This is a genomic window from Lentzea sp. NPDC059081 (genome assembly GCF_042738015.1).
Classification (GTDB): Bacteria; Actinomycetota; Actinomycetes; order Mycobacteriales; family Pseudonocardiaceae; genus Lentzea.
On the sequence record NZ_JBHYGW010000018.1, the window covers coordinates 115,729 to 127,676 of the forward strand.

Sequence of the window (11,948 nt, forward strand, 5' to 3'; positions counted from 1 at the left end):
AGGTTGGAGAAACCAAAAGGTGTGTGGGGGAAGAACCACTCCCTCGGCTCCCACCCACCACTCCCTTCCTCTCCCTGCCGGAAGGACCATCTCCATGGCCCGCTTTGCCGTCTTCGCCGCCGGGGCCGCTGCCGCCCTCGTGGCCGGACTCGTCGCGATCGCCCCCTCCGCCTCTGCCGCCGGCGAGTCCGCGGCGTTCAGCCAGGACTCGAACTGGGGCTCCGGCTACCAGGGCAAGTACACGATCACCGCGGGCACGACCGCGCTGGCGGGCTGGAAGCTCGAGTTCGACCTCGCCGGGGCCACCATGGGCTCCTTCTGGGACGCCTCGCTGGTCAGCAGCGGCAACCACCACACGTTCACCAACCGCGACTACAACGGCAACGTCGGCGCGGGTGCGTCCACAAGCTTCGGTTTCCTGGTGAGCGGCTCGGCGGTACCGACGAACTGCAAGCTAAACGGCGTTCCGTGTGGCGGTGGCAGCAACCCCACCACCACGACGTCGACGACAACCACGACCACCGGTCCCACCACCACGACGACGTCCGACGTGCCGCCCACGCCCGGTAGCGCGCGCGTCGCTCCGTACATCGACATCACGATGCCCACGCCGTCGTTGGTCGACGTGGCCAACGCGACGGGCCAGAAGCACTTCACGCTCGCCTTCGCCCTCGGTTCGTCCGCCGGCTGCGACCCCGCCTGGGGCGGCACGGTCCCGTTGAACGACAGCCGGATCGTGAACGACGCCAAGGCGTTGAAGGCCCAGGGCGGCAGCGTCATCGTCGCCACCGGCGGCGCGATGGGCCCGTACCTGGAGCACGTCTGCTCCACCGCGGACGCCTTGTACAACGCCTACGTGAAGGTGCTGGACGCCGTGGGCTCCAACAGCATCGACGTGGACGTGGAAGCCACGATCCCGCAGTCGATCGTGAACACGGCGCTGAAGCGGCTGCAGGACACCCGCGGCACCACCGTCAGCTACACGATGCGCATCCAGGGCCAGGACTACGGCATGGACCCGTACTCGGTGGACGTGCTGAAGGACGCGGCTGCCAAGGGCGTCACGGTGCTGGTGAACCCGATGCTGATGAACTTCGGCTACACGGGCAACTGGGGTGACGCGATGGTCGCCGCCTCCAACGCCACCCTCGGACAGATGCGCGCTATCTGGCCGTCGAAGACCGACGCGCAACTGAAGGCGTTGCTCGGCCTGACGCCGATGATCGGACGCAACGACACGGGTCCGACGACGACGCAGGACGACGCGCGCAAGGTCGTCGACTACGCCAAGGCCAACCACGTCGGCCGGATCGCGTTCTGGTCGGCCGGTCGGGACAAGGGCTGCCCCGGTGGCGGCGTCTCGCCCACGTGCAGTGGAATCTCGCAGGCCACCTGGGAGTTCACGAACCTGTTCAAGTCCTACACGGGCTGATCGCACCCCTGCGGAGCGAAGGCCGGTGCGGGCTCCGCACCGGCCTTCCTCATCTCAGCACGGTGCTCAGCAGGAGCTGCAGCATCCGCAGCCCGGACCCGTGCACCCGCCACAACAAGAACAACCACCCATGGTGACCACCTCCGATGTTGAGCGATCATGCAATCGGACAGTAAGTCGGCGTGAACGCTGCGTGACACCACCGCCAGGGTGATTACGCTGCCACGAATGAATGGTCCTGCTGAGATGCTCGCCGCCGACAAGGCCTCGGCCGCGCTCGGCATCGCACCGGTCGAGCTGCGCGACGGGTACGCGCTGGTGCGGATGACGGTCGCCGAGAACATGATCAACGGGCACGGCATCGCGCACGGCGGGTACGTCTTCCTGCTCGCCGACACGGCGTTCGCCTGCGCCTGCAACAGGGCCGGGTCCGTCACCGTCGCCGCCACGGCCGAGATCGACTTCATCCGGCCCGTGCACGAAGGTGACGAGCTGGAGGCGGAGGCGGTGGAACGGACCCGGTTCGGCCGCAGCGGGATCTACGACATCACGGTCAGGCGAGGGACCGAGATCGTGGCGGAGTTCCGTGGCCGGTCGCGGACGCTGCGGTCCTGAGGCCGACGGCCTGCAGCACGGCGAACCCGAGCACGGCGAGTCCCTGGGCCAGCACGAGCGCGACGCCGAGTCCAGTCAGCGGGAACCACTCCAGCTCCGCGGTGAGAACGCTGTCCAGCGCCCACACCGCGTTGCCGACGATGACCAGCAGCACGATTCGGCGGTCCGGCACGGCGCGCGTTCCCAGGAAGAACACGCCCACGCCGTAGACCACGCAGAAAGAACCGAGCCCGATCTGCCAGCCCACCGGGATTCCGACCTCCGGGCGGATCAGCAGGGTCAGCAGTCCCAAGGCGAACGAAGCGACACCGTCGAGTTTCAAGGCGAATTTCAACATGGCCCGACGATGGCCCGGCGAACGCTGCCAGAACCACGTCAAACGCTGCCAACACCTGCCATCAGGTCCGCCGCGACCAGGCGTGCGGCGGCGTTCTGCCAGTTGTGGAGGGTGCGCTCGGGCACCTGCGTCACGAACCACTGCAACGCGCGGCGGTCTTCTGCGTCGAGATCCTCGCGCTTGGTCCGCACCGAATAGGGCCGGATTCCCTTGACGTAGTAGAAGTACAGCGCGTTGTAATAACGCCATTCGTCGCTCGTGCCGAAATCGCCGTCAACGGGCTTCAGCCGTTGAATGCTCGCCAGCAGCAACCCCTTCAGCCGAGCGGCCCGGTCCAACGGCGGGCCGTCGTCGGTCAACGCGATCAACGGACTCGCGACGAGCTTCCCGAGATCCCCGTAGTGGCTCAACGCCTTGCGCGTCAGCCGGGCGAACTCCGCCGGGTCCTCCGTCACCAGCGGCCGGCGCCTGGGCAACGACTCCGCGGCCTCGCGCAGCTCCGCCCGTTCGGCGGCGACGGCGGGCACGGCGAGGCGGTCGACCACGGACGCGAGCGGGTTCGCGAGCACCTGCACCGCGATCGCCGCCGCGACCGTCGTGAACGCGAGGAGGTCCGGGCCGCCGAACAACACCACCTGCGACCCGAACAGCACCGCCGTGAAGCCCGCGATCACCAACGAGCGCAGCATGTCCGCGCGGATCGCCTCGCCCTCCTCGACGGCGTCGGTCACCGCGACGAGCACCCCGAACACCACGAGGTCGAAGCCGATCATCGGCAACGTCACCGCGTCGGGCAGGAGCCGCAGCAGGAAGGCGGCAGCAGAGAGCCCGAACATCACTCCAACGAGTGAAAAGTAAGTGCGTTTCCCTATGGCTAGCGCGGTCACGGCGGCCAACGGGAGCAACACGACCCACGGCAACCAGAACGACGCCACGAGGAACGGCACGACCGCGAGCTGCCACCACCTGATCCACTCGGGACGGGCCAGCAGGAGGATCGCACCCGTCCAGGCCAGCGCGGGCACTCCCAGCAGCACGGGATCCGGCACGACGACGGCGGCCGCGTAACCGATCAGGCCGGCGCCCGCCCACCACAGCAGCGGCTTGCGGGGGTCGCGGGCGAGCAGGTAGAGGCCCAGCCACCAGGCGAGGCCGCAGACCAGCAGCGATAGGCCGAACACGGGTCAACGCTAGCCCCACCTGCAAAACTTGTGTTCATGCCGGTAGAGCAGACGCTCCACAAAGCGGCCGAGGAGCTGCGGCAGGGCGACCTCGCGAGCGTGCTCCGCGCGCGTCAACGCGTCGCGGGACTCGTCGGCACCTACCCCCACCGGCTCGATCTGCGCGAGCGCCTCGCCGACGTCTACCGCGTGCTCGGCCAGCCGGCCCAGGCCGGCCGCTGGACGTACCTCTCCGACGAGCGCGACCCGGACGAGACGGCGGCCTTCGAAAGGGCCTACCGGCGCGCTGAGGCCCGTTTGGGAGCGCTCTCGTGGCAGGGCACCGTGGAGGACGCCCCGACCGAGACGGCCAGGGCCCGGCTGGTGTCCCTGCGCGAGGAGGCCCGCACCGAGCTGCGCCGCGAGCTCGACGCGACGCCGGACCAGGAGACGTCGTGGGGCGCGTGCCTGCTCGTGATGGTCGGCGGCACGTTCGTCCTGGTGTGTTTCCTGCTGGGGATCGTGACTCTCGCGCAGTTCTTGTGGAAGCTGGTCTCATGAGAACGTTGTCGCAGTACGTCCGCCACACCCCGGTCCTGCACGCGTCCGTCGACGGACGGCCGCTGGTGTTCAAGCTGGAGCACCTCCAGCTCACCGGGTCGTTCAAGATCCGCGGTGCGGTGAACAAGCTGCTGTCGTTGAAGGCAGCCGAGGTGGTCACGGCGTCCGGCGGCAACCACGGCATCGCCGTCGCCCAGGCCGCGCAGCTGCTCGGCGCGCACGCCACCGTGTTCGTCCCGGTGACCGCCCCTGAGACCAAGACGAAGCGCATCGAAGCGTTGGGCGCCAAGCTGATCCGCCACGGCGACACCTACGCCGAGGCCGCCCTCGCCGCCCGCGGGTACGGCGCCGCGTACGTGGAGGCGTACAACGACCTCACGGTGATCGAGGGCCAGTCGACGGTCACGCAGGAGATCGTCGAGGACGCCCCGGACGTCGACACGATCTTCGTCGCGGTGGGCGGCGGCGGCCTCGTCGCGGGCGCGGCGCTGGCCTCCGGTGGACGACACGTCGTCGCCGTCGAACCCGAGAACTGCCGCGCGATGCACAACGCCCTGGAGACCGGCGCGCCCGTCGACTCGGTCGTGCGATCCGTCGCGGCGGACGCGCTCGGCGCCACGCAGGCAGGGGCGCTCGCGCTGGAGATCCTGCAGCGCAACAACGTCACGTCGGCGCTGGTGACCGACGACGAGATCCTCGCCGCCCGCGACCGGCTGTGGGAGGAGTTCCGGATCGCGGTCGAACCGGCCGGCGCCGCCGCGTTCGCGTCCTTCCTCAGGGGTGCAGTGCCGAGCGAGCTGCCCTGCGTGCTCCTGTGCGGAGCGAACTCGGAGTGGCGTCCCAGCTAGACCGGCGGAACCGGCGCGACCCCAGCCGGCGCAACGGCGACACCACCCACACCGGCAGCTCGTCGCGCCGGGCCTGGCCGCTCAGCTTGCGCCGGTCCGCGGGGCTGACGAAGCACCGGAACGCGCTGCGGGCGCGCTCGGTCAGGTCCGTTGCCGGGAAGACCGTGTCCATGAACGTCACGAGAGCGAACGCTAGATCCGCTTTCCCGGCCCTACAAGCGAATTAGGCGGTTGCTGAAGCGAATTCGAGCCGGGAGCTCAGCTGGTCGCGTCGATCGTCGCGCTGGCCAGCACGACGTCGCCCGCCGCGTCCTCGCGGTAGATCGCCACGGCCTGCCCCGGCGCGACGCCCTTCAGCGGCTCCCGCAGCTGCACCCGCAGCACCCCGTCGACCAGCTCGGCCACCGCCGGAGCCGTACCGCCGTGCGCCCGCACCTGGGCGACGCACTCGACCGGGCCGACGAGCGACACGTGCGCGACCGGCGAGGACGCCGAAATCCCCGTCACGGCGAGCTTCTCCACCGCGCCGACCCGGACGTTGCCCGACACCGGCTCCAGCGCCAGCACGTACCGCGGGCGGCCGTCGGGGGCCGGGCCGTCGATGCCGAGGCCCTTGCGCTGGCCCACGGTGAACTCGTGCACGCCCGCGTGCCGGCCGAGGACGGCGCCCGTCGCGTCGTCGATCAGCAGGCCCGGCTTGGTCTCCATGCGGCCGGCCAGGAACTTCTGCGTGTCGCCGTCCGGGATGAAGCAGATGTCGTGGCTGTCCGGCTTCTTCGCGACCGACAGGCCGCGCGTGGCCGCCTCGACGCGGACGTCGTCCTTCGTCGTGTCGCCCAACGGGAACATCGCGTGCGACAGCTGCTCGGCCGTCAGCGACGCGAGCACGTAGGACTGGTCCTTGCCCAGGTCCGCGGAGCGGCGCAGCTCGGGACGGCCGTCGACCATCTCCAGCCGCGCGTAGTGGCCGGTGCAGACGGCGTCGAAGCCGAGCGCGATCGCCTTGTCCAGCAACGCCTCGAACTTGATGCGCTCGTTGCAGCGCAGGCACGGGTTGGGCGTGCGGCCGGCCGCGTACTCCGCGACGAAGTCCTCGACGACCTCCTCGGTGAAGCGCTCGGCGAAGTCCCAGACGTAGAACGGGATGCCCATCAGGTCGGCCGCGCGACGGGCGTCGTGCGCGTCCTCGACGGTGCAGCAGCCGCGCGCGCCGGTGCGCAACGTGCCGGGCTTCGCCGACAACGCCAGGTGCACGCCCGTCACGTCGTGTCCCGCTTCGACGGCGCGTGCCGCCGCCACCGCGGAGTCGACACCACCGCTCATCGCCGCGAGGACCTTCACTGCTTGACCACCTTCCGGGAACGCCTCATGCCTGCCAAGCCCGCCGAGCGGGCCCTTTCCACCACCGGACCGATCACCGACACGAGCTTCTCAACATCGGCGCGCGTCGAGGTATGCCCGAGCGAGAACCGCAGGGAGCCGCGGGCCAGCGCCGGTTCGACGTCCATCGCGACGAGCACGTGGCTCGGTTGCGCGACGCCGGCCGTGCACGCGGACCCCGTCGAGCACTCGACGCCCTGCGCGTCGAGCAGCATCAGCAGGCTGTCGCCCTCGCAGCCGGGGAACGTCAGGTGCGCGTTGCCGGGCAGCCGGTCGGCCGGGTCGCCGTTGAGGATCACGTCCGGCACCACCGCGCGCACGGACGCGATCAGCTCGTCGCGCAACGCCGTCAGCTCGACCGCACGCTGTTCCTGCTCGTCCACCGCGATCCGCACCGCACGCGCCAGACCGACGATCGCGGGCACGTCCAACGTCCCGGACCGCACGTCGCGCTCCTGGCCGCCACCGTGCAGCAACGGCGCGCACTTCACGTCACGGGCCAGCAGCAGCACACCGACGCCGTACGGCCCACCGACCTTGTGGCCGGTCATGGTCAGCGCGGAGGCGCCAGAAGCGGCGAAGTCGACCGGCACCGCACCCACGGCCTGCACCGCGTCCGTGTGGAACGGCACACCGCGCTCAGCGCACACACGAGCGATGTCGTGCACCGGGTTGATCGTGCCGACCTCGTTGTTCGCCCACATCGTGGTGACGAGCGCGACGTCGTCGTCCAGCGCCTCGGCCACGGACTCGGCGGACACCCGGCCGAAGCGGTCGGTCGGCAGCCAGGTGACCTCGGCGCCCCGCTGCTCCAGCCACTCGACGGCGTCCAGCACGGCGTGGTGCTCCACGGCCGACGCCAGCACGCGACGGCGACCGCTGCCCCAGTAGACGCCCTTGACCGCGAGGTTGTCGCTCTCCGTGCCGCCGCCGGTGAAGAGCACCTCGGACGGCCGGGCGCCCAGGGCGTCGGCGATGGTCTCGCGGGCCTCCTCGACGGCCCGGCGCGCCTGCCTGCCCGAGGTGTGCAGCGACGAGGCGTTGCCCGTGGTGGACAACGCCTCGGTCATCGCCGCGACCGCCTCGGGGTGCATCGGGGTCGTGGCCGCGTGGTCGAGATAAGCCATCAGGGCTCAAGGGTAGCCCGCATGCGGGGCCCGGTCAGAATCGCTCCCACCACGGCCAACGCCGCCATGGACAGGTTCAGCACGACCACGCCCGCGGTCGGCGCCGTGGCCACGACGAGCACGCCGCCGAGTCCGATCATGGTCGCCGAGCCGAGCATGTCGCAGATCTGCAGCGCCGCCGAGTTGAAACCCCGGTCGGCCTCGGCCGACGCGCCCATCATCAGCACGCCGACGCTCGACGTCGCCATGCCCATGCCCGCTCCCGCGACCGCCCACAGCACCGGCGTGAGGAACGCCGGGCCCCAGGAAGGTGCGATGAGCGTCACGGCCGCCATGCCGGTCGCGGTGAACAGGAACCCGACCCGCACGAGCGTGTGGCGCTCGATCTTCGGGTGCCGCGACGCCCAGTTCGACGCACCGGCCCAGCCGAGCGCGCTCAGGGTCAGCGGGATGCCCGCCTCCAGCGGCGAGTAGCCGTGCACGACGGTCAGCGTGAGCGGGATGAAGGCCTCGACCGCGAAGAACGTGCCGGCCAGCATGCCGCGCGCCAGGATCGTGACGGGCAGGCCGCGGCGGGCCAGCAGCGTGCCCTTCGGCAGCAGGATGCGCAGCGCGGGTGCCAGCAGCACCAGCGCCAACGCGAGCAGCCACCACGTCCGGTGCTGCAACGCCCAGCTCAGCGCGGCCACCCCGGCACCGGCGGCGAGCGCGGCCACCGGGAGGAACCGGCGCACCGGCGGCGTCGCGGAGTGCGGAGGGAGACCGCGGAGCACGGGGACGAGCAGCACGCTGCCGACCAGCACCAGCGGCACGATCGCGAGGAACACCAGCCGCCAGCTCAGGTGCTCGGTGGCCCAGCCGGCGACCGCGGGGCCGACGAGCGACGGGATCACCCAGGCCGCGGACAGCGCGCCGAACACCGCCGGCCGGTCGCCCTCGGGGTACGCGAGCGCGATCAGCACGTAGATCGCGACGATCAGGAAGCCCGCGCCGAAGCCCTGCAGCACGCGGCCCGCGAGCAGGACCGCCATCGACTCCGCGACCCCGGCGACGATCAGTCCGACGAGGAACAACGTGACGCCGATCAGCACCGACGGCTTCGGCCCCCGCCGGTCGGAGAGCCGGCCGGAGAACACCGTCGCCATGACGCTCGCCGCGAGGTTCGCGAGGAACGGCCACGCGTAGAGCGCCTCGCCGTCCAGCTCGTGGACCATGGTGGGCATCGCCGTGCCGACCCCCATCGCCTCGAAGGCGAGCAGGGTGACCAGCAGCAGGATGCCCGTCGTGGGCCAGCGGTGCTCAGGCGACCAGAGGCGAGACGGTGCGGGCGCGGTGACTGTCACCCGTTGATGGTGCTATCTCCAGCTCGGTCGAGGTCAAGCGGTTTGATTGTTCTTCGGCAAGTTTCGCGAGCTCGCGGCGCGTCGCCGCGCGGCCGGGCGCGATCTCGTCGAGCACGTGCACCTCGACGACCAGGTCCCTGGCCCTGAGCACGCGCCGGATCGAGTCGACGAGCGTGTCGCTGCCGATGAACGCGGGCAGCGTCGTCACGTGGCCGTCGATCCGGTACCGCAGCACGATCGGCCGCACGGGCACGCCCGCGTCGAGCGCGGCCTGGAACAGCGCGGGCTTGTAGTGCCCGGACGCGAGCCCGCACCACGTGGTGCCCTCGGCGTGGATGCCGACGGCGCTGCCTCCCCGCAGCGTCGCCGCGAGCTCGCTGACCGCCTGCGGGAGCTCGCGGAGCTTCTCGCGGTCGAGGTAGACCGTGCCGGCGGCGGTGATGATCCGGCCGAGCACCGGCCAGCTCTTGATGTCCTTCTTGGCGACGAGCTTGATCGGCTGCACCGAGTCGATCGCGAGCTCGTCGAGCCACGACACGTGGTTGCTCACGACGAGCACGCCGCGTTTCGGGATCTCCTGGTACTTCCTGGCGCCGTGGACGCGCAGCCTGACCCCGAACGCCCTGAGCACCGCGTGGAACCACAGGCGGATCGCGCTCTCCCGCTGCTTGACCGGCAGCAGCAGGGTGACCGCGATCAGCGCGCCGCACAGGAGCGCCGTGAGCGCGGTCATCGCGCGCCAGACCTGCCTGACCTTGCCGACCTCTCGTGGTGTTCCGCTGACGCAGCCGTCGCCGCACGGCGACGAGGGCATCCAGGCGTGACTCATGCCGTCTCCCCCAGGAAGAACTTGAGATAGCGCTGGTCCACGTGGTCCATGCCGAGCAGGATGAACAGGTCCGCGACACCGAAGTCCGCGTCGAGCGCGGGCCGGCCGCAGATCTTGGCGCCGAGCCGCAGGTATCCCTTGAGCAGCGGCGGGAGCGCGGCCTTGGCGGGCCTCTCCACCGCGTCGACGTCCCACGGGTGGTGCGGCGTGACGCGGTACTGCTCGGGCGCGAAGTGCTTGGCGTGCACGGTGTCCCACACACCGGCGGCGAAGCTTCCCCCGTCCTGCAAGGGGATCGACGCGCACCCGACGAGCCACTTGTGGCCGCTCAGCAACATGTACCGCGCGATGCCCGCCCACACGAGGCTGACGACGGCGCCGTTGCGGTGGTCGGGGTGCACGCAGGACCGGCCGGTCTCGACGATGCCGGATCGCAGCCCGTCGAGGTTCGAGAGGTCGAACTCGCCGTCGCTGTACAGGCGTCCGGCCTCCTTCGCCCTCTCCGGCGGCAGCATGCGGTAGCCGCCGACGATCTGGCCGGTGCGGTCGTCGCGCACCACGAGGTGGTCGCAGTGCTCGTCGAACTCGTCGACGTCGTGGCCGGGCACGCTCGTGTGCAGCGTCGCCCCCATCTCACCGGCGAACACCTCGTAGCGCAGTCGTTGCGCGGCAACGACCTCGGCGCCGTCGCGGGCGACGAGGAGGGAGTAGTGGGGGGCGTCCCCGTCCTGCTGGACGGGGGTGCTGACAAGCAGTTCCGGCTGCGTCATGCGCACCAGGGTGATCCCGTGTTGGCGAATGACAGCAGGTCAGAACGATGACCGGTCAGTGGCAGTCGGGTTAACCGCCGGGTACGTGCCCGATTTGCCGGATCAGGCCAGGTCGCCGGCGAGCTCCGGCCGGAAGCTCTCGCGCCCGAACGTGAAGACGCGCCGGTAGCCGCCCGCCAGCTCCGCCACGACGTCCGGTTCGAGGTCGATCTTCAACGCGAGGACCGGCTCGGTCAGTTCGAGCTCGGCGACCGCCTTCTCCGTGAACTCCAGCACGAGCACGCCACCGGTCAGCTCCGCCCGGCGCACTCCCCCGTAGCTGCAGCGGTGTTCGTCGTCGACGACGCAGTACGAGTCCATGTCGAGGTCGGCGTCCTCGAGGTCGTCCTCGCTCGCGGTGACCAGCAGCTGCCGGCCACCGCCGTCGGGCAGCTCGGCGACGCCGACCGTGAACATGGTCTGCTCCTCGTCCTCGAAGCCCATCCCGTGGCCACGGACGACGAACCCGGTGCTGGTCAACACATCTCCCGAAAATGACGAATGGCCGCCCCGCCTGGTGGCGGGACGGCCATTCTGCCGGACCGGTGGATCAGCCCTTGCGCTTCTTGACCTCGTCGGTCAGCTGCGGCGCGACGTTGAAGAGGTCGCCCACGACGCCGTAGTCCGCGATCTCGAAGATCGGGGCCTCGGGGTCCTTGTTGACCGCGACGATCGTCTTCGAGGTCTGCATGCCCGCGCGGTGCTGGATGGCACCGGAGATGCCCAGCGCCACGTACAGCTGCGGCGAGACCGTCTTGCCGGTCTGGCCCACCTGGAACTGGTGCGGGTAGTAGCCGGAGTCGACCGCGGCGCGCGAGGCGCCGACGGCGGCGTTCAGCGAGTCGGCGAGGTCCTCGACGACCGAGAACTTCTCCGCGGAGCCGACACCACGGCCACCGGAGACGACGACCGAGGCCTCGGTGAGCTCGGGGCGGTCGCCACCGACGACGGTCTCGCGCGACGTCACGCGGGCGGCCTTGGCGGCGTCCACGGACACGGAGACCGACTCGTCGAGGACGGCGTCCGCCGCGGACTCCTCGGACTCCACGCCGCCGGGGCGGACGGTGATGACCGGGGTGCCCTTGCTGACCTTCGCCTTGACGACGAACGCGCCACCGAAGATGGACTGCACGCCGGTGCCGTCGGCCTCGACGTCCACGACATCGACCAGCCAGCCGGAGTCGATGCGCACGGCGAGACGACCGGCGACCTCCTTGCCCTCCGCGGTCGCGGAGACGAGCACCGCGGACGCGTTCGGGGCGAGAGCGGCCAGCGCGTCGACCTTCGGGGTCACCAGGAAGGAGGCGGCGTCGTCGGACTCGACGGCGTAGACCTTCGCGGCGCCGAACTTGCCGAGCGACTCGCGGATCTTCGCCGCGGTGCCGGGAGCGCCCACGACCACGGCGGCCGGGGTGCCCAGGCGGCGGGCCGCGGTGAGCAGCTCGAAGCTGACCTTCTTGACCTCGCCGTCGACGTGGTCGACGAGCACGAGAACTTCAGACATGGT

At 70.6% G+C, this 11,948-nt stretch carries 13 protein-coding genes; 4 read left to right on the plus strand and 9 right to left on the minus strand.

Annotated features, from left to right (window positions below; translation table 11 throughout):
- The first annotated feature begins 94 nt into the window (after nucleotides 1-94).
- Both ACFWV3_RS31750 and paaI read left to right on the plus strand, forming a co-directional pair.
- Nucleotides 95-1,432, plus strand: coding sequence for a cellulose binding domain-containing protein (locus ACFWV3_RS31750; RefSeq protein WP_382416639.1), 1,338 nt, complete (start codon nucleotides 95-97; stop codon nucleotides 1,430-1,432).
- Between the two features lie 228 nt (nucleotides 1,433-1,660).
- A complete protein-coding gene (paaI, locus tag ACFWV3_RS31755; protein ID WP_382416641.1) occupies nucleotides 1,661-2,047 on the plus strand; it encodes a hydroxyphenylacetyl-CoA thioesterase PaaI in 387 nt (128 codons plus the stop codon).
- Here the strand turns inward: paaI and ACFWV3_RS31760 are convergent.
- On the minus strand, nucleotides 1,986-2,384 hold the full coding sequence (locus ACFWV3_RS31760; RefSeq protein ID WP_382416643.1) for a hypothetical protein: 399 nt from the start codon (nucleotides 2,382-2,384) through the stop codon (nucleotides 1,986-1,988). The two genes, paaI and ACFWV3_RS31760, sit on opposite strands and share 62 nt — an antisense overlap.
- Nucleotides 2,385-2,422: 38 nt before the next feature.
- Nucleotides 2,423-3,565: a hypothetical protein gene (locus tag ACFWV3_RS31765; RefSeq protein ID WP_382416645.1), complete on the minus strand. Its 1,143-nt coding sequence runs from the start codon at nucleotides 3,563-3,565 to the stop codon at nucleotides 2,423-2,425.
- 36 nt (nucleotides 3,566-3,601) lie between these two features.
- On the opposite strand from ACFWV3_RS31765, the gene ACFWV3_RS31770 reads away from it, so the two are divergent.
- Nucleotides 3,602-4,105 carry a DUF6584 family protein gene (locus ACFWV3_RS31770; protein WP_382416646.1) on the plus strand — a complete coding sequence of 168 codons (504 nt, stop codon included), beginning with the start codon at nucleotides 3,602-3,604 and terminating at the stop codon, nucleotides 4,103-4,105.
- A complete protein-coding gene (locus ACFWV3_RS31775; RefSeq protein ID WP_382416648.1) occupies nucleotides 4,102-4,953 on the plus strand; it encodes a serine/threonine dehydratase in 852 nt (283 codons plus the stop codon). The genes ACFWV3_RS31770 and ACFWV3_RS31775 overlap by 4 nt, the downstream gene beginning before the upstream one ends.
- A 258-nt stretch (nucleotides 4,954-5,211) precedes the next feature.
- Here the strand turns inward: ACFWV3_RS31775 and mnmA are convergent, their stop codons facing one another.
- From mnmA to ACFWV3_RS31810, 7 genes are all read right to left on the minus strand, one after another.
- On the minus strand, nucleotides 5,212-6,294 hold the full coding sequence (mnmA, locus tag ACFWV3_RS31780) for a tRNA 2-thiouridine(34) synthase MnmA (RefSeq protein WP_382416650.1): 1,083 nt from the start codon (nucleotides 6,292-6,294) through the stop codon (nucleotides 5,212-5,214).
- On the minus strand, nucleotides 6,291-7,460 hold the full coding sequence (locus tag ACFWV3_RS31785; RefSeq protein ID WP_382416652.1) for a cysteine desulfurase family protein: 1,170 nt from the start codon (nucleotides 7,458-7,460) through the stop codon (nucleotides 6,291-6,293). Before ACFWV3_RS31785 ends, mnmA begins: the two co-directional genes overlap by 4 nt.
- A complete protein-coding gene (locus ACFWV3_RS31790) occupies nucleotides 7,460-8,803 on the minus strand; it encodes an MFS transporter (RefSeq protein ID WP_382416654.1) in 1,344 nt (447 codons plus the stop codon). Before ACFWV3_RS31790 ends, ACFWV3_RS31785 begins: the two co-directional genes overlap by 1 nt.
- Nucleotides 8,760-9,632: a lysophospholipid acyltransferase family protein gene (locus ACFWV3_RS31795; protein ID WP_382416656.1), complete on the minus strand. Its 873-nt coding sequence runs from the start codon at nucleotides 9,630-9,632 to the stop codon at nucleotides 8,760-8,762. Before ACFWV3_RS31795 ends, ACFWV3_RS31790 begins: the two co-directional genes overlap by 44 nt.
- Nucleotides 9,629-10,402: a GNAT family N-acetyltransferase gene (locus ACFWV3_RS31800; protein WP_382416657.1), complete on the minus strand. Its 774-nt coding sequence runs from the start codon at nucleotides 10,400-10,402 to the stop codon at nucleotides 9,629-9,631. The genes ACFWV3_RS31795 and ACFWV3_RS31800 overlap by 4 nt, the downstream gene beginning before the upstream one ends.
- Nucleotides 10,403-10,504: 102 nt before the next feature.
- Entirely contained in the window at nucleotides 10,505-10,921 is a 417-nt protein-coding gene (locus tag ACFWV3_RS31805) for an Imm10 family immunity protein (RefSeq protein ID WP_382416658.1), read from the minus strand.
- A gap of 70 nt (nucleotides 10,922-10,991) precedes the next feature.
- Nucleotides 10,992-11,945, minus strand: a complete 954-nt coding sequence (locus ACFWV3_RS31810; protein WP_382416659.1) for an electron transfer flavoprotein subunit alpha/FixB family protein — start codon at nucleotides 11,943-11,945, stop codon at nucleotides 10,992-10,994.
- Nucleotides 11,946-11,948: the final 3 nt, after the last annotated feature.